At 74.4% G+C, this 25,159-nt stretch carries 20 protein-coding genes; 7 read left to right on the top strand and 13 right to left on the bottom strand.

The features are described from left to right. Positions 1-25: 25 nt before the first annotated feature. Both ML340_RS04255 and tldD read left to right on the top strand, forming a co-directional pair. Positions 26-3,871 carry a YhdP family protein gene (locus ML340_RS04255; RefSeq protein ID WP_240096991.1) on the top strand — a complete coding sequence of 1,282 codons (3,846 nt, stop codon included), beginning with the start codon at positions 26-28 and terminating at the stop codon, positions 3,869-3,871. Between the two features lie 60 nt (positions 3,872-3,931). Then, positions 3,932-5,374, top strand: coding sequence for a metalloprotease TldD (gene tldD, locus ML340_RS04250; protein WP_240096989.1), 1,443 nt, complete (start codon positions 3,932-3,934; stop codon positions 5,372-5,374). Here the strand turns inward: tldD and yjgA are convergent, their stop codons facing one another. Beyond that, a complete protein-coding gene (yjgA, locus tag ML340_RS04245) occupies positions 5,375-5,953 on the bottom strand; it encodes a ribosome biogenesis factor YjgA (RefSeq protein ID WP_240096987.1) in 579 nt (192 codons plus the stop codon). Between the two features lie 95 nt (positions 5,954-6,048). Between yjgA and pmbA the strand changes: the two genes are divergently transcribed. The 5 genes from pmbA to ML340_RS04220 all read left to right on the top strand — a co-directional run bounded on the left by pmbA (position 6,049) and on the right by ML340_RS04220 (position 11,059). Next, a complete protein-coding gene (gene pmbA / locus ML340_RS04240) occupies positions 6,049-7,419 on the top strand; it encodes a metalloprotease PmbA (RefSeq protein ID WP_240097212.1) in 1,371 nt (456 codons plus the stop codon). A gap of 78 nt (positions 7,420-7,497) precedes the next feature. Further along, positions 7,498-8,898 carry a DUF1800 domain-containing protein gene (locus ML340_RS04235; protein ID WP_240096985.1) on the top strand — a complete coding sequence of 467 codons (1,401 nt, stop codon included), beginning with the start codon at positions 7,498-7,500 and terminating at the stop codon, positions 8,896-8,898. Between the two features lie 2 nt (positions 8,899-8,900). Continuing rightward, on the top strand, positions 8,901-10,055 hold the full coding sequence (locus tag ML340_RS04230; protein ID WP_240096983.1) for a DUF1501 domain-containing protein: 1,155 nt from the start codon (positions 8,901-8,903) through the stop codon (positions 10,053-10,055). Between the two features lie 70 nt (positions 10,056-10,125). Continuing rightward, positions 10,126-10,497: a DUF4870 domain-containing protein gene (locus ML340_RS04225; protein WP_240096982.1), complete on the top strand. Its 372-nt coding sequence runs from the start codon at positions 10,126-10,128 to the stop codon at positions 10,495-10,497. Between the two features lie 106 nt (positions 10,498-10,603). Next, positions 10,604-11,059, top strand: coding sequence for a DUF4870 domain-containing protein (locus ML340_RS04220; protein WP_240096980.1), 456 nt, complete (start codon positions 10,604-10,606; stop codon positions 11,057-11,059). A gap of 15 nt (positions 11,060-11,074) precedes the next feature. Here ML340_RS04220 and ML340_RS04215 read toward each other — a convergent pair whose 3' ends face one another. From ML340_RS04215 to bamA, 12 genes are all read right to left on the bottom strand, one after another. After that, positions 11,075-11,956 (bottom strand): polyprenyl synthetase family protein, encoded by an 882-nt coding sequence (locus ML340_RS04215; protein ID WP_240096978.1) that lies wholly within the window; start codon positions 11,954-11,956, stop codon positions 11,075-11,077. After that, on the bottom strand, positions 11,943-12,206 hold the full coding sequence (locus ML340_RS04210; protein WP_240096976.1) for an exodeoxyribonuclease VII small subunit: 264 nt from the start codon (positions 12,204-12,206) through the stop codon (positions 11,943-11,945). Before ML340_RS04210 ends, ML340_RS04215 begins: the two co-directional genes overlap by 14 nt. A 9-nt stretch (positions 12,207-12,215) precedes the next feature. After that, positions 12,216-13,514 carry a tRNA lysidine(34) synthetase TilS gene (tilS, locus tag ML340_RS04205; RefSeq protein WP_425608279.1) on the bottom strand — a complete coding sequence of 433 codons (1,299 nt, stop codon included), beginning with the start codon at positions 13,512-13,514 and terminating at the stop codon, positions 12,216-12,218. A 43-nt stretch (positions 13,515-13,557) separates the two neighbouring features. Further along, the gene (locus ML340_RS04200; RefSeq protein WP_240096972.1) at positions 13,558-13,857 is read right to left on the bottom strand and encodes a hypothetical protein; all 300 of its coding nucleotides are present in this window, start codon (positions 13,855-13,857) and stop codon (positions 13,558-13,560) included. A gap of 81 nt (positions 13,858-13,938) precedes the next feature. After that, entirely contained in the window at positions 13,939-14,904 is a 966-nt protein-coding gene (locus tag ML340_RS04195) for an acetyl-CoA carboxylase carboxyltransferase subunit alpha (protein ID WP_240096970.1), read from the bottom strand. Between the two features lie 70 nt (positions 14,905-14,974). Next, on the bottom strand, positions 14,975-18,499 hold the full coding sequence (dnaE, locus tag ML340_RS04190) for a DNA polymerase III subunit alpha (RefSeq protein ID WP_275672600.1): 3,525 nt from the start codon (positions 18,497-18,499) through the stop codon (positions 14,975-14,977). Positions 18,500-18,566: 67 nt separating this feature from the next. Next, positions 18,567-19,145: a ribonuclease HII gene (gene rnhB, locus ML340_RS04185; protein WP_240096966.1), complete on the bottom strand. Its 579-nt coding sequence runs from the start codon at positions 19,143-19,145 to the stop codon at positions 18,567-18,569. Next, positions 19,142-20,350: a lipid-A-disaccharide synthase gene (lpxB, locus tag ML340_RS04180; RefSeq protein WP_425608278.1), complete on the bottom strand. Its 1,209-nt coding sequence runs from the start codon at positions 20,348-20,350 to the stop codon at positions 19,142-19,144. The genes rnhB and lpxB overlap by 4 nt, the downstream gene beginning before the upstream one ends. A gap of 45 nt (positions 20,351-20,395) precedes the next feature. After that, positions 20,396-21,187, bottom strand: a complete 792-nt coding sequence (lpxA, locus tag ML340_RS04175) for an acyl-ACP--UDP-N-acetylglucosamine O-acyltransferase (protein ID WP_240096962.1) — start codon at positions 21,185-21,187, stop codon at positions 20,396-20,398. Then, positions 21,184-21,654: a 3-hydroxyacyl-ACP dehydratase FabZ gene (gene fabZ, locus ML340_RS04170; protein ID WP_240096960.1), complete on the bottom strand. Its 471-nt coding sequence runs from the start codon at positions 21,652-21,654 to the stop codon at positions 21,184-21,186. Before fabZ ends, lpxA begins: the two co-directional genes overlap by 4 nt. Continuing rightward, positions 21,651-22,670, bottom strand: coding sequence for a UDP-3-O-(3-hydroxymyristoyl)glucosamine N-acyltransferase (lpxD, locus tag ML340_RS04165; protein WP_240096958.1), 1,020 nt, complete (start codon positions 22,668-22,670; stop codon positions 21,651-21,653). The genes fabZ and lpxD overlap by 4 nt, the downstream gene beginning before the upstream one ends. 7 nt (positions 22,671-22,677) lie before the next feature. Next, positions 22,678-25,143, bottom strand: coding sequence for an outer membrane protein assembly factor BamA (gene bamA / locus ML340_RS04160; RefSeq protein ID WP_425608277.1), 2,466 nt, complete (start codon positions 25,141-25,143; stop codon positions 22,678-22,680). Positions 25,144-25,159 lie beyond the last annotated feature (16 nt).

Here is a 25,159-nt window from a genome sequence, read left to right as displayed (position 1 = left end):
GCGCCGGCCGCGGGCGCGGATCGGCTTGACCGCGCCCGCCGCCACCGCCCATCCGCTGCCGCCGCGGCGGCGCTGGCGCCTGCTGCGGCGCGGGCTCGGCTACGGCGCGCTGCTGTTGGCGATCGGGCTGGCGCTGGGCAACGCGCTCGGCAGCCTGCTGCTGCCGCTGGCGGAGCGCCATCCGGCGCAGATCGCCGCCTGGCTGTCGGCGCGCGCTGGCCAGCCGGTCGCGTTCGACCGCGTGCACACGGCCTGGACCCGGCGCGGCCCGCTGCTGCGGCTGGACGGGCTGCGCATCGGGGCGGGCCCGGCGCCGCTGCGGATCGGCGATGCCGAGCTGCTGGTCGCGCAGTACACCGGCTGGCTGCCGTGGCGGGCGTTCACCGAGCTTAGGCTGCACGGGCTCGACCTGACCCTGCAGCGGCTGGCGGACGGGCACTGGCAGGTGCGCGGGCTGCCGCGCCAGCCGGGCGGCGGGGATCCGCTGGATGCGCTGCGCCGGCTGGGCGAGCTGCAGGTCGCGCAGGCGCGGCTGCGGGTGCTGGCCCCGGAGCTGGGGCTCGACTTGGCCTTCCCGACGGTGGACCTGCGCCTGCAGGTGCACGGCGCGCGCCTGCAGGCCGGCGTCCGCGCGCGGTCGCGCGCGGACGCGGCGCCGGTATACGCCGCGCTCGACGTCGCGCGCGACCGCGGTGACGGGCGCCTGTACCTGCAGGCGCCGCGCCTGGACCTGCGCGACTGGCGCGCGCTGGCGCCGCTGGCGGGGCTGCGCGCCGCGGCCGGGCGCGGCGAGGCCGAGGCCTGGCTGACCCTGCGCGGCGGGCGCGTGGTCGGCGTGCGCAGCCGCGGCCGGCTGCAGGGCGTGGCCCTGGCCGGGGCGCCGCTGGCCCCTGGCGCGCCGCTGCCGACGCAGGCGCTGGGCGCGCTCGATTTCGACCTCGACTGGCAGGGCACCCTGCGCCAGTGGCAGGCGCGCGCGCTGCGGCTGCGGGTCGGCGGCGGGCGCCGCGCGCAGACCCTGGACGGGCTGGCGGTCGCCGGCGGCGGCCGCTACGCGGTGCGCGCCGCGCGCATCGACGCCGGGCCGCTGCTGGCCTGGGCCGCGCTGTCGGACCGGCTGCCGCCCGGCCTGCGGCGCTGGCTGCTGCAGGCGCGTCCGAGCGGAGTGGCAGAAGACCTGTGGCTGGACGCGGCGGCGCCGGACCGGCTGCAGGCGGGCGCACGCCTGCGCGCGCTGGGCTTCGCGCCGGTCGGGCATGCCCCGGGCTTGCAAGGCGTGGCCGGCGACCTGCGCGCGGACGGCCACGGGCTGCGCCTGCGCTTCGACCCGCAGGCGCAGGCGGTGTTCGACTGGCCGTCCGGGTTCGGGGTCGCGCACGCGTTCCGCGCCGACGGCGAGGCGGTGGCCTGGCGCGACGATGCCGGCTGGCAGGTACAGACCCCGGGCCTGGCGCTGCAGGTGGACGCGGTGGCAGTGGCGGTGCGCGGCGGTATCGGCTTCCCCGCGGAGGGCGGCCGCCCGCGGCTGGACCTGGCCGCGGACGTCGGGCCGGCCCCGGTCACCGCCGCGCGTGGGTTCTGGGTGCGCTACCTGATGCCGGCGGAGACCGTGCGCTGGCTGGACACCGCGCTGCAGGGCGGCTGGGTGCGCGATGCGCACGCGGTGGTCGCCGGCGACCTGCGCGACTGGCCGTTCCGCGCCGAGGCCGGGCGCGCCGGCGCCGGCCGGTTCCGGATCGATGCCCGCATCGCCGAGGGCCGGGTCAAGTTCCAGCCGGACTGGCCGGCGGCGGAGCAGGTCGACGGGGCGCTGGCGTTCGAGGCCGACGGCTTCGGCCTGAGCGGGCGCGCGCGCCTGGCCGGGGTGCCGGTGACGTCCCTGCGCGCCGGGATCGCGCGCTTCGGCCAGGCCGAGCTGACGGTGGATGCCGAGACCGCCGGCGAGGCCGGGGCGGTGCTGGCACTGCTGCGCGCCAGCCCGCTGCGGCGCGAGGTCGGCAGCGTGCTCGACGGGCTGCAGGCGCGGGGGCCGGTGCAGGGCGATTTCCACCTGCGCCTGCCGTTCTACCACCCGGCGCCGCCGATGCAGGTCGAGGGCCAGGTGCAGCTGCAGGACGTGGCGCTGCGCGAGGACGGCTGGGGACTGGCGTTCGACGGTGTGCGCGGGCGACTGCGCTACGACCGCGCCGGCATCCTCGCCGAGGGCCTGCAGGTGCGCCACGACGGCCAGCCGGGGCTGCTCTCGCTGCGCTCCGGCCCGCACGCGCAGGCGCCGGGGCTGGCGTTCGAGGCCGAGCTGCAGGCCAGCGTCGGGATCGACCAGGTGCTCGCGCATGCCGGCGGCGAGCTGGATTGGCTCAAGCCCTGGATGGACGGGCGTTCGCCGTGGAGCGCGCGGCTGGCGGTGCCGCAGGGCGCGGCCGCGGGGCAGGGGCGGCTGGCCCTGCGCTCCAGCCTAGTCGGCACCGCGATCGGCCTGCCGCCGCCCCTGCGCAAGCCGGCCGCCGCGGCATGGCCGGTGCAGGTGGACCTCAGCCTGCCGCTGGCGCAGGGCGAGGTCGCGGTCGATCTGGGTGACGTGCTCTCGCTGCGCAGCCGCGGCAGCGGCCCCCAGGCCGGGGTGCAGCTCCGCCTCGGCGGCGGGGCGGCGGCGGCGCCCAGCGGCAGCGGGCTGTGGATCGACGGCCGGGTGCCGCAGCTGGACCCGCTCGACTGGAGCGCGGTGCTGGCCGGCGGCGGCAGCCGCGGCGGCCCGCCGCTGCGGCGGGTGGAACTGCAGGTGGGGCAGCTGCACCTGCTCGGCGCGGACTTCGCCGACACCGCGCTGACCCTGGCGCCGGTCGCCGGCGGCGAGCGCCTGCAGCTGGAGGGGCCGGCGCTCGCCGGGGTGCTGACCCTGCCGAATGCGCGCGGCGCGCCGATCGTCGGGCGCTTCTCGCGGCTGGACTGGCGCCCGCCGGCCTTGGCCTGGCCGGGCGCGGCGGCCACCGCGACGCCCACGGCGGCGGCCGCGCCCGATCCGGCGCGCATCCCGCCGCTGCAGATCGACGTGGCCGACCTGCGCGTGGGCGGGCTGGCGTTCGGCGGTGCGCGCCTGCGCACCCAGCCGAGCGCCGACGGCCTGCGCCTGGAGGAGCTGAGCACCCACGGCGCCGGCCAGCGCCTGCAGGCCAGCGGGCACTGGAGCGGGCACGCGGGCGCCGCCCAGACCCAGCTTTCCGCCCGCCTCGACAGCGACGACGTCGGCCGCCTGCTGGGCGCGCTCGGCCTGGGCGGGCAGCTCGCCGGCGGCCACGGCCGCCTGCAGCTGGACGCGGGCTGGCACGGCGGACCGCAGGCGCTGACCGCGGCCGGCCTGCAGGCGCAGCTGGCGGTGGACGTGCGCGACGGCCGCCTGCTGCAGGTGGAGCCCGGCGCCGGGCGGGTGCTTGGCCTGCTCGGCATCGCCCAGTTGCCGCGCCGGCTGACCCTGGACTTCCGCGATTTCTTCGACAAGGGCTTCGCGTTCGACCGCCTGCAGGGCAGTGCCCGGGTCGGCGGCGGCCAGGTGCAGACCGACGACCTCGACATCCGCGGCCCGGCGGCCGAGATCCGGGTGCGCGGCAGCGCCGACCTGGTCGGCCAGCGCCTGGACCAGACGGTGGACGTATACCCGCATTCGGGCGGGGTGCTGACCGCGGTCGGCGCGCTCGCCGGCGGCCCGGTCGGCGCCGCGGTGGGTGCGGTCGCCAACGCCGTGCTGGACCGCCCGATGCAGGACCTGGGTGCGCGCAGCTACCGCATCCGCGGCGCGTGGCAGGCGCCGCAGGTGGAGGCGCAGGCGCGCCCGGCACCGCTGCCGCGCGCGCGCGAGCGCCCGGCGGCGGACTGAACCGGTTGCAATCCGCGCCGACCGCCGCCATTCCTCCCGTTCCCCGACCAGGACAGCCCGATGGACCACCTCGCTCTCGCCCAAGACCGCCTGCTCGCCCCGGCCGGCCTCGATCCCGCCGGCCTCGAGCGCGCCTTCTCGGCCCTGCTCGGGCCCGGGGTCGACTTCGGCGACCTCTACTTCCAGCACACCCGGCGCGAGCACTGGAGCCTGGAGGACGGCATCGTCCGCGAGGGCGCGCACAGCATCGAGCAGGGCGTGGGCGTGCGCGCCATCAGCGGCGAGAAGACCGGCTTCGCCTACAGCGACGACCTCGACCCGGGGGCGCTGCTGGAGGCCGCGCGCAGCGCGCGCGCGATCGCCCGCGACGGCCGCCCGCAGCCGCCGCAGGGCCTGCGGGTGCGCGGCGGGCGCGCGCTGTACCCGGCGCTGGATCCGGTCGCGGCGCTGGACGACGCGGCCAAGGTGGAGGCGCTGCGCCGGGTGGATGCCCTGCTGCGCGCGCTCGACCCGCGCGTGCGCCAGGTGATGGTGAGCCTGAGCGGTAGCGTGGACACCGTGCTGGTGGCGCGCAGCGACGGCGTGCTGGCGGCCGACGTGCGCCCGCTGGTGCGGATGAACGTGCAGGTGATCGTGGAGCAGAACGGGCGCCGCGAGACCGGCTATGCCGGCTTCGGCGGCCGCCATGGCTACGCGGAGCTGCTGGCCGAGGGCAAGCCGGAGAGATTCGCGCGCGAGGCGCTGCGGCAGGCGCTGGTGAACCTGGAGGCGGTGGAGGCGCCGGCCGGCGCGCTGCCGGTGGTGCTGGGCGCCGGCTGGCCGGGCGTGCTACTGCACGAGGCGGTCGGGCATGGATTGGAGGGCGACTTCAACCGCAAGGGCACCAGCACCTATGCCGGGCGGATCGGTGAGCAGGTCGCGGCCAGGGGCGTGACCATCGTCGACGACGGCACCCTCGCCGGCCGCCGCGGCTCGCTCAACATCGACGACGAAGGCCAGCCCACCCAGTGCACCACGCTGATCGAGGACGGCGTGCTGGTCGGCTACATGCAGGACAGCCTCAACGCGCGCCTGATGGGCGTGGCGCCCACCGGAAACGGCCGCCGCGAATCCTTCGCGCACCTGGTGATGCCGCGCATGACCAACACCTACATGCGCGCCGGCAGCCACGACCCGCAGGACATGATCCGCGCGGTGAAGAAGGGCCTGTACGCGGTCAATTTCGGCGGCGGCCAGGTGGACATCACCAGCGGCAAGTACGTGTTCTCCGCGACCGAGGCCTACCTGATCGAGGACGGGAGGATCACCGCCCCGGTCAAGGGCGCGACCCTGATCGGCAACGGCCCGGAGACCATGCGCAAGGTCGCGATGGTCGGCCACGACCTCGCGCTCGACGACGGCGTCGGCACCTGCGGCAAGGACGGCCAGAGCGTGCCGGTGGGCGTCGGCCAGCCGTCGCTGCTGATCTCCGAGCTGACCGTCGGCGGCACCCGCGCGGGCTGATCAGGCGTGCGGGCCGTCGTCCATCGTTTCCGCCGACGCTGCGTGCGCGTGCGGCGCCGGGTCGTCCAGCAGGGCGTGCAGCTGCCGGTACAGCGCGCGCTGCGCGCGCGGGGGCTTGCCGTGGGTGCGCTCGGCGCGCGCATTGCGCACCAGCTGGCGCAGCTGCTGGTGGTCGGCCTGTGGGTGCGCGGCCAGCAGCGCGGCCAGCGCGGCATCGCCCGCGTCGCCCAGCAGCGCCTCGCGCAGGGCCTCGGCGCGGTGCATGCGCGCGGTCGCGCGGCGCGCGTCGGCGCCGTCCTGCGCGAGCGCGGCGCGGATCGCCTCCAGCGTCTCCGCCTCGAGCGCGCGCATCTGCTTGGCCAGGAACGCCAGCTGGCGCTTGCGCGCGATGTGCGCGGTGATGCGCTGGGCCTCGCGGATGTGCGGCAGCAGTTCCTCCGGCAGCGGCAGCCGCGCCAGCTGGGCCGCGCTCAGCGCCGCCAGTTGCTGCCCGAGCTCCAGCACGTCCAGCGCCGCGCGGCGCTGCTGGCTGCGGCTGGGGCCGAGGTATTCGCCGGTGTCCGGATCGCGTCCGCGCATCACCACAGCATACGCCACGAGCGCGTCCGGCCGCGCCGCGCGCGCTCCGTCCCGCCTTCGCAGCGACCGCCCACTCCATGAGGACCCCGCCGACCATGCCGATCCAGGATGCCCTGCCCGTGCACGACGACAGCCCCGCCCGCCTGCAGCAGCTGGCCGGGATCGCCGAGCGCCTGCTCGCGCAGGCGCGCGCCGCCGGCGCCGACCAGTGCGAGGTGAGCTGCGACGTGGACACCGGGCTGGCGGTCAACGTCCGCCTCGGCGAGGTGGAGACGGTCGAGGCCACCCGCGACCGCGGGATCGCGGTGACGGTGTACTTCGGCCAGCGCAAGGGCAGCGCCAGCACCGCCGACCTGCGCGAGGACAGCCTGGCCGCGACGGTCGCCCAGGCCTGCGCGATCGCCCGCCACACCGAGCCCGACCCGGCCGCGGGGCTGGCCGATCCGGCCTGGCTGGCGACCACCCTGCGCGAGTTCGACACCTGGCACCCGTCCACGCTCGACGCCGAGCAGGCGATCGCGCTGGCGCAGGCCTGCGAGGAGAGCGGGCGCGCGGCCGACGCGCGCATCCGCAATTCCGACGGCGCCTCGGTGAATGCGAACGCCTCGCTGAGCGTGTACGCCAACTCCCACGGCTTCCTCGGCAGCGAGCGCAGCACCTCCTACAGCATCGGCTGCATGCTGATCGCCGGCGAAGGCGAGGGCATGCAGCGCGACGGTTGGTACAGCGTGGCGCTGGCGCCGGGCGACCTCGAGGCGGCGGATGCGATCGGCCGCAAGGCCGCGCAGCGCGCGCTGGCCCGGCTGGATCCGCGCCCGCTGGCGACCCGCGAGGTGCCGGTGCTGTTCGCCGCCGAGGTCGCGCGCTCGCTGGTCGGCCACTACCTCAATGCGGTCAGCGGCGGCGCGCTCTACCGCCGCGCGAGCTTCCTGCTCGACAGCGCCGGTACCCGGGTGTTCCCGGAGTGGTTCGTGCTCGAGGAGGATCCGTTCCTGCCGCGCGGCTTCCGTTCCGCCGCGTTCGACGCCGAGGGCGTGGCCACCCGGCGCTCGCGGCTGGTCGACGGCGGCATCGTCCAGCACTACCTGCTCGGCAGCTATTCAGCGCGCCGGCTCGGGCTCGCCAGCACCGGCAACGCCGGCGGCGCGCACAACCTGCAGGTGTACGCCAATGCCGGCGACCTCGATGCCCTGCTGCGCGGCATGGGCCGCGGCCTCTTGGTGACCGAGCTGATGGGGCAGGGCGTGAACCCGGTGACCGGCGACTACTCGCGCGGGGCCGCGGGGTTCTGGGTGGAGCACGGCGAGATCGCCCACCCGGTCGATGGCATCACCATTGCCGGCAACCTGCGCGAGATGTTCGCCGCGATCGAGGCGGTCGGCCGCGACGTCGATCCGCGTTCGCACATCCGCACCGGCTCGATCCTGGTGGGCAGGATGACGGTGGCCGGCGACGACGGCGGCTGAACGCCGGCCGTCCGCCGCGGTCAACCGGCCGCGGGCGCCGGCGTTGCCAGTGGCGGTTCCATTCCACGGGTGCAGCGCATGGCCACACGCGAGGCAGGCACGGCCGCCAACCGGTTCGGGCTCGGGGCCCGGCCGGGCGATTTGCAGAGGATCGATCCCGACCCGCGCAGCTGGCTGCGCGCGCAGCTCGGCCCGGCGCCGGCGCCTGCGGCGTTCGCCGGGCTGCCGACGAGCGCCGACTACCTCGGCCAGTACCGCCGCCTGCAGCAGCAACGCCGGCAGGCCCGGCAGTCCGGCGATGCCGACGCCAAGGCCGCGCAGATGCAGTCGGCGCGGCTAGTGCGGCAGGGGCTGGAGCGCGAGCTGCAACTGCGCCAGCAGGTCGCGGTCGGCGCCGACGACGGCTTCCGCGAGCGGCTGGTGCGGTTCTGGTCGAACCATTTCGCGATCTCGGTGGACAAGCGGGTGGCCGCGCTGTTCGCCGCGCCGATGGAGCGCGAGGCGATCCGCCCGCACGTGAACGGTCGCTTCGCCGACCTGCTGCTGGCGGTCGAGCGCCATCCGGGCATGCTGCTGTACCTGGACAACGCGCAGTCGGTGGGCGCGGACTCGCGCGCCGCGCAGCAGGCCGAGCGCCGCCGCCAGCGCACCGGCCAGGGCCCGCGCCGCGGCCTGAACGAGAACCTCGCGCGCGAGATCCTCGAACTGCATACGCTCGGGGTGGACGCCGGCTACAGCCAGCAGGACGTCACCGAATTCGCGCGCGCGATCACCGGCTGGAGCGTGGACCCGGAGGCGGGCGACCGCACCACCGCCTTCCTGTTCCGCGCCGCCGCGCACGAGCCGGGCGCGCGCCGGGTGTTCGGCAAGACCTACCGCCAGGACGGCGAGGCCCAGGGCGTCGCCATCCTGCACGACCTCGCCGTGCACCCGGCCACCGCCCGCCACGTGTCCACCAAGCTGGCGCGGCACTTCGTCGGCGACGATCCGCCGCCGGCGCTGGTGCAGCGCATGGCGCGGGCCTGGCTGGACAGCGGCGGCGACCTGCCGCAGGTGTACCGCGTGCTGGTCGAGGATCCCGCCGCCTGGCAGCCGGGGGCGCGCAAGTTCAAGACGCCGGACGACTTCTGCCTGTCGGCGCTGCGTGCCTGCGGGCTGGGCGCGGAGTCCGACCTCGCGCTGGCGCAGCGCCTGCAGGCGCTGCTGGGGCAGCCGCTGTTCCAGCCGCGCTCGCCGGCGGGGTTCGGGGATGTCGCCGCCGATTGGGGCGGGCCGGACGCCCTGTTCAAGCGGGTGCAGGCCGCGCAGGCGCTGGCGACCCGCCTGCCGGACACCGGCACGACCCCGCTGGCGCTCGGCCAGGCCGCGCTGGGCGCGGCGCTGGACGCGCAGACTGCGACCGCGCTGCGGCGCGCCGAATCCATCCAGCAGGGCGTGGCGCTGCTGCTGGCCAGCCCTGCCTTCCAGTGGAGGACCTGAAGATGACGCTGCGGATCGACCGACGTGGATTCCTCGGCCTCGGCGCCTCCGCGCTGGCGCTGGCGGCGCTGCCGCGGTTCGCGCTGGCCGCGACCGGCGCGCACGACACCCGCTTCCTGCTGGTGCTGCTGCGCGGCGGGATGGACGGCCTGCACGCGTTGCAGCCGCTGGGCGACCCGGCGTTCGCGGATCTGCGCGGCGCGTTCGCCGCCAGCCCCGGCCAGCCCGCGCCGCTGCGGCTGGATGCCGACTTCGCCCTGCACGGCAAGCTGTCCGGCATGGCCGCGCTGTATGCGCGCGGCGAACTGCTGCCGGTCGCGGCGGTGGCGCCGCCCTACCGCCAGCGCTCGCATTTCGAGGCGCAGGACTGCGTGGAGAACGGCACCACGAGCGGCGGCGGCACCACCGGCTGGCTGAACCGCTGCGTCGCGGCGATGCCGGGCGGGGCGGGGCTGGCGATCTCGGCGGTGATGCCGCTGGCGCTGCGCGGCAGCGGCAACGCCAGCACCTGGTCGCCGCCGCTGGGCAACCGCATCGACCCGATCCTGTGGCAGCAGCTGCAGCTGCTGTATGCCGCCGATCCGGCGCTGGCGCCCACCTTCGCCGGGATCGACGCCGGCCAGGCCGCGATGCAGGCCGGCGGCGGGCTGCGCCTGCCGCAGGCGATGGCCGCGGCGGCGCGCTTCATGGCCGCGCCGGACGGGCCGCGGATCGGCTTCGTGGAGGACACCGGCTGGGACACCCACGGCGGCGAACTGGCGGTGCTCGACCGCAAGCTGGCGGAACTGGATGCCGGCCTGCAGGCCTTCCGCGACGGCGCGCAGCCGGTGTGGCCGCGCACGGTGGTGGCGGTGGTCACCGAATTCGGGCGCACCGCCGCCATCAACGGCACCGGCGGCACCGACCACGGCACCGGCGGGGTGGCCTTCCTCGCCGGCGGCGCGGTGGCCGGCGGGCGCGTGGCCGGCGACTGGCCGGGGCTGGGCCGCACCCAGCTCAACGAGGGCCGCGACCTGCGCGCCACCACCGACCTGCGCGCGGTGTTCAAGGGCGTGCTGCGCGACCACCTCGGGCTGGGCGCGGACGTGCTGGCGCGCCGGGTGTTCCCGGACAGCGCGGCGCTGGCGCCGCTGTCCGGGCTGGTGCGGGCGGCGTGACCGCTTCTGTCATCTGCCTGCGTTAGCATGGGCGATCGCGGCCGTACGCCGTTCCCGGGGAACCACCACCATGAGTCCGAACGACACCAGCTTCCCGCAGGCCTCCGGCGCGCTGCCGGCGCAGGAGGACAAGACCCTCGCCCTGATCACCCACCTGTCCGGCATCCTGCTCAGCTTCATCATGCCGCTGGTGATCTGGCTGACCAACAAGGACAAGCCGGAGAAAGCCTGGCTGACCGGGCAGGCCAAGGAAGCGCTGAACTTCCAGATCACCATCGCGATCGCCTGGGTGGTCGCGATCGTACTGAGCGTGGTCATGATCGGGTTCCTGCTCTACCCGGTGCTGTTGATCGTGAACCTGGTGTTCTGCATCCTCGCCGGGATCAAGGCCAACGAGGGCGTGGACTACCGCTATCCCTTCGCGCTGCGCCTGATCGCCTGATCACCGGCCAGCGTTCGTAGGCCATCGGTTGGCTTGCATGGGGCCGGATCGGCCCCATGCTCTGCGTACGGCCGGAATCCCCCGGCGCGCGCGCAGGAGGCCACCCGTGCAAGCACCGATCAAGGCGATCGCCCCCGCGGCGGCGGTCCCGAGCCAGCAGGAGCGCCTGTGGGCGGCCGGCGCGCATGTCGCCGCGCTGCTGGCGGCCTTCCTCACCAGCTGGATCGCGGGCCTGGCCGGCACCTTGGCCGCGCTGGCGGTGTGGGCGCTGGTGCGCGACCGCTCCGCGTTCGCCGCCGCGCACGCGCGCGAGGCGGTGAACTTCAACCTGAGCATGCTGATCTACGCGGTGATCGCGGTGGTGATCGGCATCGTGCTGGTCGGCGCGACCGTGCTGACCCTCGGCCTCGGCCTGCTGCTGACCGCGCCGGCCGGTCTGCTCCTGCTGGCGCTGTACGCGGCGATCGCCCTGACCTGGCTGGTGTGCAGCCTGATCGCGGCGTACAAGGCCTACGACGGCCAGCCCTACCGCTATCCGATCACCCTGCGCCTGTTGCGCTGAAGCGCGCGGCGCCACTCAGCGGTCGCGCTCGACCACCTGGCGCGCGAGCGCGGCGAGCGCCCCGTGCTCCCCTGGCAGCGCCTGCAGGGCCTCCTGCATCTGCACCGCCAGCGTGGCCAGGCGCGCGCGGCTGGCGTCGCGGCCGAGCAGGCCCGGGAAGGTGGCCTTGGCCTGCGCGGCATCCTTGCCCGCGGTCTTGCCGAGCACGGCCGGATCGCCTTCCACGTCGAGCAGGTCGTCGCGGATCTGGAACGCCAGCCCGAGCGCGTCGGCATAGCGATCGAGCGCGGCACGGGTGCCGGCGTCCGCACCCGCGGCCAGCGCGCCCAGGCGCACCGCGGCGCGCAGCAGGGCGCCGGTCTTGCGCGCGTGCAGGATCTCCAGCGCGGCCAGCTCCAGCTGCTGCCCGCTGGCCTGCATATCCAGGGCCTGCCCGCCGCACATGCCGGCGGCGCCGGCAGCGTGCGCCAGCTCCGCCAGCATCGCGACCCGGCGCTCCGCGGGCAGCGCGGCCCCGGCGAGCAGTTCGAACGCCAGCGCCTGCAGCGCATCCCCGGCCAGGATCGCGGTGGCCTCGTCGAACGCGACGTGCACCGTGGGCTGGCCGCGGCGCAGCACATCGTCGTCCATCGCCGGCAGATCGTCGTGGATCAGCGAGTAGCAGTGCACCAGTTCGACCGCGGCGGCGGCGGCATCGAGCGTGGGCTCGTCCGCGCCGAGCGCGGTGCCGGTGGCGTACACCAGCAGCGGGCGGATGCGCTTGCCGCCGCCCTGCACGCCGTGGCGCATGGCCGCGTGCAGGCGCGCGGGGCTGGCCTCGGGCCGCGGCAGCGCCGCGTCGAGGCTGGCCTCCACCCGCGCCCGCCAGCCGGCGAGGCGGGCCTCAGAATCCGGCATCGTCGTCCGCGCCGGCATCCGCGTCGGCCTGCAGCGGATCGGCCAAGGTGCGCACCTGCAGTTCGGCGTCCTTGAGGATCTTCTCGCAGGCCTGGTACAGGGCCACGCCGCGGCGGTAGGCCTGCAGCGATTCCTCGAGGCTGAGGTCGCCCTTCTCCATGCGTGCGACCAGCGCCTCCAGTTCCTGCATGGAGGCCTCGAAATTGGCCACCGTGGGCACCGGCGGCGGGGTGGGGGCTTGGCTGCTCATACCGGCAGTTTACGGCAGCGGCTGCCAGTGCAGGCGGGCGTGGTGGTGCTGCAGCCAGTCGGCCAGGCGCGCGCCGATGAGCGCGGCGCCCGCGGCCAGCAGCGCGCCGTCGGGATGCCGCAGCAGCGGCAGGCGCGCGCGCTCCCACGGCGGAATCCCGGCCTCCTGCAGCAGGTGCTTGAGTGCATGGGTATGCCGTCGCCCGGGCAGGCGCAGGCGCTCGCCGCCGCGGCGGGCATGCACCTGCAGCGGCGCATCGAAGCCGGCGGTACCCTCCAGCAGCAGGCAGTCGCCGGTCGGCAGCCGCAGCGGCGTGCGGCCGTCCCAGAGCGTGCTCCAGTCGGGCGGCAGCGCGGGGCGGATCGGGCCGGCGTGCAGGCGGTCGCGCCAGCGCTGCAGGCGCGCGCCGTGCCAGTCGATCCGCGGCTGCGCATCCGCGCGCGCGGCCAGCAGTTCGCCCTCGACCCGCGCCAGTGCCCGCTCCGGCAGCGGCGGCAGCCCGAGCGCGGCGATCCAGTGCCGCAGCAGGCGCATGCGCCGCGCGGCGGGCAGGGCGCGCACGGCCTCCACGCGCAGGGTGTCTGCGCCCAGGCGGGCGGCCACGAGCGCGGCCGCGTCCTCGTCGGCCAGTAGGTCGGCGGCCTGTGCGCTCAGCGCAGCGCTGCGCGCAAGGGCGGCGGTCGCCTGCGGCCAGCGCTGGCGCAGCCGCGGCAGGATCTCGCGGCGCAGGAAGCCGCGGTCGAGGGCGGGATCGGCGTTGCTCGGATCCTCCAGCCACTGCAGCCCGTGGGTGCGGGCATAGGCGGCCAGCACCGCGCGCGGCTGCGCCAGCAGGGGGCGCCACAGCCAGCCGCGGGCGAAGCGCCGCCACGGGCGCATCGCCGCCAGGCCGTCCACGCCGGCGCCGCGCAGAGCGCGCAGCAGGAGGGTCTCGGCCTGGTCGTCCTGGTGGTGGGCGAGCACCAGGATTTCGTCGGCGTCGAGCGCCTCGGCGAACGCCGCGTGGCGCGCCTGCCGCGCCGCGCCCTCCGGGCCGAGCCCGCAGTCCCGGTCCACGCGGACCTGCACGACCTGCAGCGGCACCCCGAGCGCAGCGCACACGCCTGCGCAGTGCGCCGCCCAGGCATCAGCCTCGGGATGCAGGCCGTGGTGCACGTGCAGCGCCGACAGCCCCAGCGCGCGCATGCGCGGATCGGCCGCGAGCAGATCGAGCAGCACGCGCGAGTCCAGCCCGCCGCTGAAGCCCACCCGCAGCGGGCCGTCCCGCGGCAGCGGCGGCAGGTGCAGTGGCATGCCGGAGGGTTGCATGGACGGCGGCGCCGCGCCCGCCGGGGCGCGGCGCGCATGCGCTTCATTCCACCTCGATCTGCAGCCCGCCGACGACGCCCGCGGCGAGGTTGTAGATGAAGGCCTGGATCACCCCGCCGATGAAGCCGAACACGCCGTACAGGATCGGCAGCACGATGATCCCGGCGACCCCGCCGGCGAGGCCCGCGGCCATGCCGCTGCCTTGGCCCAGGCTGTTGCCGACCACGGCGCCGAGCAGGCTGCTGAACAGGAACAGCAGCAGCCCGACGATGAGCCCGATCGCGGCCGCGATGATGCCGGCGAGCTTGCCGGCGGACAGCACTCCGATACGCTTGATGACCATGGTGTCCTCCCCAGACGCCGCCCGGATGGCGGCGCGGGGACTCTAGCAAGCAGCGCGCCCGCGCGCAGCGCGCGCCGGGTCTCAGGCCGCCGCGGTCTCGTAGGCGCCGTAGCCGCGCAGGCGGCGGTAGCGGCGCTCCAGCAGGGTGTCGATCGGCACCGGTTGCAGCGCGTCCAGTTCGTTCAGCAGCACCGCCTTCAGGCGCTTGGCCATCTGCACCGGATTGCGGTGGGCGCCGCCGATCGGCTCGCGCACCACCTTGTCGATCAGCCCGAGCTCCTTGAGCCGGCGCGCGGTCAGGCCGAGCTGCTCGGCCGCGTCCTTGGCCTTGGCCGCGTCGCGCCACAGGATCGAGGCGCAGCCTTCCGGGCTGATCACCGAGTAGGTGCTGTATTCCAGCATCAGGGTGCGGTCGCCCACGCCGATCGCCAGCGCGCCGCCGCTGCCGCCCTCGCCGATCACGGTGCACACCACCGGCACCCGCAGCTGGCTCATCTCTAGCAGGTTGCGGGCGATCGCCTCGGACTGGCCGCGCTCCTCGGCGTCGATCCCGGGCCAGGCGCCGGGGGTGTCGATGAAGGTCAGCACCGGCAGCCGGAAGCGTTCGGCCAGCTTGAACAGGCGCAACGCCTTGCGGTAGCCCTCTGGCTTGGGCATGCCGAAGTTGCGCCGGACCTTGGACTTGGTGTCGCGGCCCTTCTCGTGCCCGACCACCACCAGCGCGCGGCCGTCGATCCGCGCCAGCCCGCCGACGATCGCCGGATCGTCGGCAAAGGCGCGGTCGCCGGCCAGCTCTTGGAACTCCTCGCAAATCAGGCGCAGGTAGTCCAGGGTATACGGCCGCTGCGGGTGGCGCGCCAGCTGCGACACCTGCCACGGGCTGAGATCGCGGAAGATCGCGGCAGTGCGCTTGCGCAGCTTGTCCTGCAGCGCGCGCACCTCGGCGTCCACGTCCAGCCCGGGTGCGCTGCTGGCCTGGCGCAGTTCCTGGATCTTGGCCTCCAGGTCCGCGATCGGCTGCTCGAAATCGAGGTAGTTCGGGTTCATCGCCGGCAGTGTAGCCCAGCGCGGCGACCGTACCGAACCGTAGGTGGCAGGCGCCCCGCCGCGCGCGGGCTCATTCCGCCCACGGGCGCGCCAGCTGCAGGCGCACCCGGCCCACCCCCGGCAGCCCGCGCAGCAGGTCCGGCAGGTCCGCGTCCACCCGCAGTCCGCCGTCGCCGTTGATCAGCAGCCGGCCGCGGCCGGCCGCGGTGGTGGCCTCGATCAGCACCGGGGTGCTGCCGCGGCGCTCGCGCAGCACCCGCGCCAGCTGCTCGAGCGCACCGTGCGCGCGCAGGTCCAGCTCCAGCTGCAGGCGCTGGCCGCGGCTTTCGGCCACCCATGCCGGGTAGTCCCAGGCGCGGCGCGCGCGCAGCGAGAAGCCGCCGCTGAATTCGTCCTCGCGCAGGCCGCCCTCGACCAGCAGGATGCGGTCGCGCACCAGCAGCGGCGCGTACTGCTGCCATTGCTGGCCGAAGAACCCGCATTCGATCCGGCCGCGGCCGTCCTCCAGCACCACGAAGGACTGGTCGTCGCCGCGCTTGCGCACCGAGGCGACCTGCCCGGCGACCACCACGGTCAGCTCCGGGCGCCAGCCGCTGCGGGCGTCGGCCGGGCGCGCCTCCCAGACCGCGTCCAGCCCGCCGAGGTCGTGCCCGACCAGCTGCCGCAGCTCCTCGCGGTAGGGGTCGAGCGGGTGCCCGCTGAGGTAGTGCCCGAGGGTCTCGCGTTCGCCCGCCAGCCGCTGCGCCAGCGGCCATTCGGCGCAGGTCGGCAGCGGCACGTCGAGCGGGCTGGCGGCCTCCGCGGCGCCGAACATGTCCTGCAGGCCGGCCTCGCGGCTGCGCGCGATCTGCTCGCTGGCCTGCAGCACCTGCGGCAGCTGCAGCATCAGCGAGGCGCGGGTCGGGGCCAGCCCGTCCAGCGCGCCGGCCTGGATCAGCGCCTCCAGGGTGCGCCGGTTCAGGCCGCTGGCCTGCACCCGCTGGCAGAAGTCGAGCAGGCCGGTGAACGCGCCGCCGGCCGCGCGTGCGGCCACGATCGCCTCGCATACGCCCTGGCCGACGCCCTTGACCGCGCCCAGGCCGTAGCGGATGGCCCCGTCGGGTTCGGCCCGGAAGCGGTAGTCCGAGGCGTTCACGTGCGGCGGCTGCACGTCGATCCCGAGCGCGCGCGCCTCGGCCAGGAAGCCGACCACCTTGTCGGTGTTGTCCATGTCCGAGGACAGCACCGCGGCCATGAACTCGGCCGGGTAGTGCACCTTGAGCCAGGCGGTCTGGTAGGCGACCAGCGCGTAGGCCGCCGAGTGCGACTTGTTGAAGCCGTACTCGGCGAACTTCTCCATCAGGTCGAAGATCTGGGTCGCGGTCTTCGGGTCGACCCCGCGCGCGGCGGCGCCGGCCTCGAACTTGGCGCGCTCCTTGGCCATCTCCTCGGGCTTCTTCTTGCCCATCGCGCGCCGCAGCAGGTCGGCGCCGCCCAGCGAATAGCCGGCCAGCACCTGCGCGATCTGCATCACCTGTTCCTGGTACACGATCACGCCGTAGGTCGGCGCCAGCACCGGTTCCAGCGCCGGGTGCGGGTAGCTGACCTCCTCGATCCCGTGCTTGCGGTCGCACCACTGGCGGTCCATGCCGCTGCCGAGCGGGCCGGGGCGGAACAGCGCCGCCAGCGCGATGATGTCCTCGAAGCGGTCCGGGCGCGCGCGCTTGAGCAGCTCGCGCATGCCGCGCGATTCGAACTGGAACACGGCCACCGTCTGCCCGCGCGCGAACAGGGCATAGGTGTCGGCGTCGTCCAGCGGCAGCGCGGCGATGTCCAGCGGCGCCTCGCCGGCCGCCCGGCGGCGCGCGTTGATGGCCTTCACCGCCCAGTCGATGATGGTCAGCGTGCGCAGGCCGAGGAAGTCGAACTTGACCAGCCCGACCGCCTCCACGTCGTCCTTGTCGAACTGGGTGACCGGGTTCTTGCCGCGGCCCTGGCCGTCGTGCTCGGCGTACAGCGGGCAGAAGTTGGACAGCGGCGAGGGCGCGATCACCACGCCGCCGGCGTGCTTGCCGGCGTTGCGGGTGAGATCCTCCAGCTGCAGGGCGAGGTCGACCAGGTCGCGCACCGTGTCGTCGCCGTCATAGCGCTGGCGGAACTCCGCGACCTGGCGTTCCGGCTCCTGGCGCGCGCGCGCGCTGGTGCCGAGCGCGTCGGCGAGGGTGACCGGGTCGGCCGGCTGCAGCGGGATCAGTTTGGCCAGGCCGTCGACGAAGCCGTAGGGATGCCCGAGCACGCGCCCGGTGTCGCGCAACACCGCCTTGGCGGCCATGGTGCCGTAGGTGATGATCTGGCTGACGCGGTCGCGCCCGTACTTGCGTGCGACGTACTCGATCACCTCGTCGCGGCGGTCCATGCAGAAGTCGATGTCGAAGTCCGGCATCGACACCCGCTCCGGGTTGAGGAAGCGCTCGAACAGCAGGTCGTAGGGCAGCGGGTCGAGGTCGGTGATGCCCAGCGCCCATGCCACCAGCGAGCCGGCGCCGGAGCCGCGCCCGGGGCCGACCGGGATGCCGTGCTGCTTGGCCCAGTTGATGAAGTCGGCCACGATCAGGAAGTAGCCGGGGAAGCCCATCTTCACGATCACGTCCAGCTCGGTCTCGAGCCGCGCGTCGTAGTCGGCGCGGGTCTTGCCCGGTGCCAGCGGGTGCTTCTCCAGGCGCGCCTGCAGGCCGTCGCGCGCCTGCCGCCGAATCCAGCTGTCGAGCGTCTCCGCGGCCGGCACCGGGAACGCCGGCAGGTAGTAGGTCCCCAGCCGCAGCTCGAGGTTGCAGCGGCTGGCCAGCGCCAGCGCGTTGTCGATCGCGTCGGGCGCGTCGGCGAACAGCGCGGCCATCGCCTCCGCCGGCTTCAGCCACTGCTCGCGGCTGTAGTCCTGCGGGCGCTTGGGGTCGTCCAGCGTGCGTCCGCTGGCGATGCACACCCGCGCCTCGTGCGCATCGAAGCCCTCCGGGTCGAGGAAGCGCACGTCGTTGCTGGCCACCAGCGGGATGCCGAGGCGCGCCGCGGCCTCCAGCGCGAAGCGGTTGAACGCCTCCTCGCCGGGGCGCCCGCAGCGCACCAGCTCCAGGTGCAGGCGCTCGCCGAAGCGCGCCTGCAGGTCGCGCAGCGCCTGCTCGGCGTGGTCGGGGCGGCCGGCGGCGAGCAGCAGGCCGGGCTCCGACTGCGGACCGGCGAGCGCGAACAGGCCGGCGTTGTCCTCCAGCCAGGCCGGGCGCAGCGCGACCCCGTCGAGGCGGTGGCCTTCCATCCAGGCCCGGGTCAGCAGGCGCGACAGGCTGAGGTAGCCGGCGTGGTCGCGGCACAGCACGGTCAGGCGCGCGGCCGCGGCGTCGCCTTCGGCGATCCGCAGGTCGGCGCCGGCGATCGGCTTGATCCCGGCCTTCTCCGCCTGCTTGTAGAACTTGACCAGCGCGAACAGGTTGTCGAGGTCGGTCACTGCCACCGCCGGCAGTCCGCGCGCCGCGCAGGCCGCGACCAGGTCCGGTAGGCGGATGGTCGAATCGACCAGCGAGTATTCGCTGTGCAGGTGCAGGTGGACGAAGCGGGCGGGCATCACGCGTCCTGGCGGGCCCCGGCAGGGTAGGCCCGGCGCCGGGCGCGGACAAGGCTTGACAGCCGGCTCAGCCGCGCGCGGCCAGCGCGGCGCGCACCGGGGCGAAGCTGCGCCGGTGTTCCGGGCAGGGGCCGTGGCGCAGCAGGGCGGCGCGGTGCTCCGGGGTCGGGTAGCCCATGTGGCGGTCGAACCCGTACTGCGGATAGCGCCGGTGCAGCGCCTGCATGTGGCGGTCGCGGGCGACCTTGGCCAGGATCGAGGCGGCCATGATCGCCGGTTCGCTGGCATCGCCGCCGACCACCGCGGTCGCCGCGCAGGCCAGCCCGTCCGGGACGCGGTCGCCGTCCACCAGGGCGTGCTGCGGCGGCGGCCGCAGCGCGGCCAGCGCGCGCCGCATGCCGTCCAGGGTGGCGTGCAGGATGTTGCGCGCGTCGATCTCGGCGACCGACACGAACTCCACCCGCCAGGCCAGCGCGGTGGCCTCGATCCGCGGCACCAGCGCGGTGCGCCGTGCCGCGCTCAGGCGCTTGGAGTCGTCCAGCCCAGCGATCGGCCGCGCCGGGTCGAGGATGACCGCGGCCACCACCACCGGGCCGGCCAGCGGCCCGCGCCCGGCCTCGTCCACCCCGGCGACGCGCAGGGTCATCGCCGCGCCACCTCCAGCACGGCCTCGGCGGCGCGCGCCGAGGCGTCGCAGCGCAGGGCCTGGTGCAGGGCGAGGAAGCGCGGCTGCAGCGCCGCCACCGCGGCCGGATCGCGGAACCAGCGCAGCAGCGCGGCGTGCAGGTTCCCGGGGGTGCAGGCGTCCTGCAGCAGCTCCGGCACCAGCGCCTCGCCGGCGAGGATGTTGGGCAGGCTGACGTGGCGGGTACGGATCAGTCGCAGCAGGCGCGCGATCGCATAGCTGGCCGGCGACACCCGGTGCCCGACCACCATCGGCCGCTTGCACAGCATCGCCTCCAGCGCGGCGGTGCCGGAGGCGAGCAGGACCACGTCGCTGGCGATCATGGCCGCCTGCGCCTGGCCGTCCAGGACCTGCACCGGCATCGGCAGCGGCGCGGCCGCGGCCAGCCCGGCCGCGATCGCCGCGCGGCAGGCCGGATTGGCCGCCGGCACCAGCACCTGCAGGCCGGGGACATCGCCGGCCAGGCGCGCGGCGGCGGCGAGGAACACCGGCAGCAGGCGATGGATCTCGCCCAGCCGGCTGCCCGGCAGCAGCGCCAGCACCGGCGCGTCCGCCGCCACGCCCAGCGCCGCGCGCGCCGCGGCGCGGTCCGGCACCAGCGGGATCGCGTCCGCCAGCGGATGCCCGGTGTAGACCGCGTCCACCCCGTGGCGGGCGTAGATCGGCGGTTCCATCGGGAACAGGCACAGCACGCGGTCCGCGCTTGCGCCGATCCGCGCGGCGCGGCCCTCGCGCCAGGCCCAGACCGAGGGGCTGACGTCGTGCACCGTGCGCACGCCGCGCTGCTTCAGCCAGCGCTCCACGCCGAGGTTGAAGTCGGGCGCATCGATGCCGATGAACACGTCCGGCTGCCAGGCGAGGACGCGCTGGCGGAACGTCTTGCGGAGCCTGAGCAGGCGCGGCAGGTGCGCCAGCACCTCGGCCAGGCCCATCACCGCCAGCGCGCTGCTGTCGTGCCAGGTCTGCACCCCGGCCGCGCGCATGGCCTCGCCGCCGATCCCGGCGAACTGCGCGTCCGGCGCCCGCGCGCGCAGGGCTGCGACCAGACCGGCACCGAGCTGGTCGCCGGAGGCCTCGCCGGCGCACAGCGCGATCCGCAGGGGCGGCCGCGGCGTGGCCGCTGGCGGCGGCGTGGACAGGGTGGGCGCGGGCACGCTCGCTGGCATCGGGGCGGTTCAGCAGGGGCCCGCGGCGCGCGCCATGCGGTCTGCTCAGCGCAGCAGCGGGCGCCCGCCGGCCTCGATGAAGTCGAGGAAGGCGCGCACGTCCGGGTTGCCGGCGGCGGCCTCGGCCAGCTCGGCGCGCGCCTCCTCCAGCCCGCCGTCGCCGAGGTACAGGGTGCGGTAGGCGCGCCGGATCGCGGCGATCCGCTCGGGGGTGAAGCCGCGGCGCTTGAGGCCCTCGGTATTGATGCCGCGCGGCCGCGCCGGGCGGTCCTGGGCGACCATCACGAACGGCGGCACGTCGCCGCCGACCAGCGCGCCCATGCCGATGAAGGCATGGTCGCCGACCCGGCAGAACTGGTGCACCCCGGAGAAGCCGCTGAGGATCACGAAGTTGCCGATGGTGACGTGCCCGGCCAGGCCGGCGTTGTTGGAGAACACGCAGTCGTCGCCGACCTGGCAGTCGTGGGCGACGTGGCAATAGGCCAGGAACCAGTTGCGGTGGCCGATGCGGGTCACGCCGCCGCCGCCGCCGGTGCCGCGGTTGATGGTGACGAACTCGCGGAACACGTTGCCGTCGCCGATCTCCAGCGCGACGCGCTCGCCCTGGTATTTCTTGTCCTGCGGGTCGCCGCCGATCGCGGCGTGGCCGTGGATCACGTTGTCGCGGCCGATCCGGGTCGGCCCGAGCACGCTGCAGTGCGGGCCGATGCGGGTGCCGGCGCCGATCTCGACCTCCGGTCCGATCACGGTGTACGCGCCGACCACGACGCCCGGCCCGAGCCGGGCGTCGGCGGCGACCACCGCGGTCGGATGCACCTCGGGCGCGGCGGCGTTCATCGCGCGGCCGCGCAGATGATCTCGGCGCAGGCGGCCTGCTCGCCGTCCACCCGCGCGACTCCGGCGTACTGCGCCATGTTGCGGATGCGGCGCTCGAGCGTGACCTCCAGTTCCAGGCGGTCGCCCGGCACCACCATCCGGCTGAAGCGCGCCTTGTCCACCTTGACCAGGTAGAAGGTGTCCTTGCCCAGCTCGGACGGATCGCGCGAGAGCTGGGTGAGCACGCCGCCGGCCTGCGCGATCGCCTCGATCACCAGCACCCCCGGCATCACCGGGTGCCCGGGGAAGTGCCCGCCGAAGAAGGGCTCGTTGTAGCTGACGTTCTTGTAGGCCAGCACGCGGCGGTCCTTCTCGAACTCGAGCACGCGGTCGACCAGCAGGAACGGATAGCGGTGCGGCAGCAGGCGCTCGATCTCGGCCGGCCCGAACGGCGGGGTGAACAGCGGGGTGAAGGCGGCGTCGTTCATTCGGTGTCCTTGTCGCCGGCGCCGGCGCGGCGCGCGATGCGGTCCAGCTGCTTGAACCGCGCCGCGCTGCGCCGCCAGCGCCGATTCTCCATCAGCGGGGTGCCGGAAGAATACTCGCCCGGCTCGCGGATCGAGTGGGTCACCAGCGACATCGCGGTGACCACCACCCGGTCGCACAGCTCGAGGTGGCCGAGGATGCCGGCGCCGCCGCCGATCAGGCAGTGGCGGCCGATCCGCGCGCTGCCGGCCACCGCGGCGCAGCCGGCCATCGCGGTGTGCGCGCCGATGTGGACGTTGTGCGCGATCTGGATCTGGTTGTCCAGGCGCACGTCCTGTTCGAGCACGGTGTCGTCCAGCGCGCCGCGGTCGATGGTGGTGTTGGCGCCGATCTCGCAGTCGTCGCCGACCACCACCCCGCCCAGCTGCGGCACCTTCAGCCACTGGCCCTGGTCCATGGCGATGCCGAAGCCGTCGGCGCCGAGCACCGCGCCGGGGTGCACCAGCACCCGCCGCCCGAGGCGCACGCGGGTGACCAGGGTGACCCGCGCCACCAGCTCGCAGCCCTCGCCGAGTTCGCAGTCCTCGCCGATCACGCAGCCGGGGCCGACCACGCAGCCGGGGCCGATCCGGCTGCGCGCGCCGACTGCGACGTGCGCGCCGACGTGCGCGCTGGGGTCGACCTGGGCGCTGGGGTCGACCACCGCGCTCGGATGGATCCCGGGCGGACGCGCCGGGCGCGGTTCGAACAGCGCGGCGATCCGCGCGAACGCGGCATACGGGTCGCGCGCGATCAGCGCGCTGCCGGCGAAGCCGGCGGCGTCCGTGGCGCGCAGCACCACCGCACCGGCGCGGGTCTGTGCCAGCTGCGCGCGGTAGCGCGGGTTGGCCAGGAAGGCCAGCTGGGTCGCGCCGGCGCGGGCGAGGGTGGCGACCCCGTCCAGCGCGCGGTCCTCGCCCTGGAGATCCAGGCCGAAGCGGCGGGCCAGTTCCGAGGCGAGGACCGCGGTGCCGGGCATGCCGGCCTCAGAAGCCGCCACCGAAGGTGAACTGCAGGCGCTCGAGCTGGTCGCCGGGCTTCTTGCGCAGCGGGAACGCATAGCTGATCGACAGCGGGCCCATCGGCGAGCGCCACAGCAGGGCCACGCCGGTCGATGCGCGCAGTTCGTTGGCCTTGAAGTTCTTCCAGCCGTCGTACACGTTGCCGAAGTCGAGGAACGCCGAGACCCGCGCCGCCGGGCTGTCGAACAGCTTGGGGAACACCGTCTCGATCGAGCCGGCCAGCAGGAACGAGCCGCCCAGCGGCTGGCGGAAGCCGCCGGGGGAGATGTAGACCGGGCCCAGGGTGTTGTCCATGAAACCGCGCACCCGGCCCTGCGCGGCGATGCCGCCGGCGTAGAAGTTCTCGAAGAACGGCAGGCCGCGCGCGGTCACCGTCTTCACGTAGTCCGGCGAGGTGGTCAGGCACGGCACGCTCGGCGGCGGGCCGGGCACCGAGGTGTCGACCACGCCGTCGTTGTTGCTGTCGATCAGGGTCGGCGGGGTGAAGCACAGGTTGCGGGTGAAGGTCTTGCCGTAGGAATCCCCGTAGCCCAGGTTGAGCGCGGTGCGCAGCACCAGCGCGCGGCTGATCGGCCAGTAGCGCGCCACGTCGTACTGCAGCTTGTAGTACTCGACGGTGGAGCCGGGCAGGGTGATCTCGGCGGTCAGGTTCTGGGTCATGCCGACCACCGGCATGAAGTAGTCGTTGCGGGTGTCGCGGCCCCAGCCGGCCTGCATGCGCCAGGCGTGGAAGGTGCGGTTGCCGACCGCGTTGATGTAGTCCACCAGCGGCGGCGGGGTGGAGCCCTCAATCGCCAGGATCTTGTTGCTGTCGATGCCGAACATCAGCGAGACCGAGTCGCTCTCGCTGATCGGCACCGAGGTGAACACCTGCGCGGCGCCGCTGTTGGTGGAGTACTGGGCGACGTTGAAGCTCGAGTAGTCGAACTTGCGCCACCACAGGTTGTAGCCGAGCGAGACGCCGTCGTCGGTGAAGTACGGGTTGACGAAGGTGAAGTCGTAGCGGCGCTGGTAGATGCTGCGGGTGATCGAGGTCGAGACCCGGTTGCCGGTGCCGAGGAAGTTGTTCTCCGACAGCTGCAGCGACAGGTTGACGCCGGTCAGCTGGGAATAGCCGACGCCCGCGGAGATGCTGCCGGAGGTGGTCTCCTTGACCGTGTAGACCACGTCCACCTGGTCGTCGCTGCCGGCGACCGGCTCGTTGTCCACGCTGACCTCCTCGAAGTAGCCGAGGCGGTCCAGGCGCACCTTGCCGCGGTCGATCGCGGCCTGCGAGTACCAGGTGTTCTCGAACTGGCGCATCTCGCGGCGCAGCACCTGGTCGGCGGTGCGGGTATTGCCCTTGAACACGATGCGGCGGACCATCACCCGCGGCCCGGGCTGGACCTGGAAGTCGATCGCCACCGTGCGCTTGCTGCGGTCGATGGTCGGCACCGGGTTGACCTTGGCGAACGCGTAGCCGACGTTGGCCAGGCGCGCGGTGATCGCATTGGTCGCCAGCTCCAGCCACGCGCGCGAGAAGGTGCTGCCGGGCTTGATGAAGGACACCATCTTCTCGATGTCCTCCTTGGGCAGGATGGTGTCGCCGGAGACGCTGACCGCGGACACCGTGTACACGTCGCCCTCGGTGATGCCGGCGGTGATGAACATGTCCTTCTTGTCGCCGCTGATCGCGACCTGGGTGGAGTCCAGGCTGAAGTCGATGTAGCCGCGGTCGAGATACCAGGAGTTGAGCTTCTCGATGTCGCCGGAGAGCTTCTCGCGCGAGTACTGGTCGTCGCGCTTGTACCAGGACAGCCAGTTGCTGGTGTGCGACTCCCAGTTCTTGGTGATGTCCTTGTCGCTGAAGCTGTCGTTGCCGATCAGGTTGATGTGGCGGATCTTGGCCGCCTTGCCTTCCTTGATCGCCAGCGTCACGTCGACCCGGTTGCGGTCGAGGCGGGTGACGGTCGGGGTGATCTGGACGTTGTACTTGCCGCGGTTGTTGTACTGCCGGGTCAGTTCCTGAGTGACGCGGTCGAGGTTGAGCGGGTTGTAGGTCTCGCCCTCGGCCAGGCCGATCTCCTTCAGGCCCTTCATCAGGTCCTCGGTCTTGAGGTCCTTGTTGCCGGTGATGGTCAGCTTGTTGATCGCCGGGCGCTCGACCACGCTCACCACCAGGATCCCGCCCTGGTGGTCGAGCTTCACGTCCTGGAAGAACCCGGTCTTGTACAGCGCGCGCAGCGCCTGCGCGGCCTTGGCGGCGTCCAGGGTGTCGCCGCGCTCGACCGGCAGGTAGGTCAGGACGGTGCCGGCGCCGATGCGCTGCAGGCCGTCGATGCGGATGTCGGTCACCGTGAACGGCGCGAACGTCGCCTGGGCCCAGGCCGGCAGCGCGAGCGCCGAGGCCAGGGCGAGGGTCAGCAGGCGGCGGGGCAGGGATCGGGGCATTCGCAACATCCTGGTT

The organism is Thermomonas flagellata, assembly GCF_022419185.1.
Taxonomy (GTDB): Bacteria; Pseudomonadota; Gammaproteobacteria; order Xanthomonadales; family Xanthomonadaceae; genus Thermomonas; species Thermomonas flagellata.
This window is presented reverse-complemented; position numbering and strand designations above follow the sequence as displayed.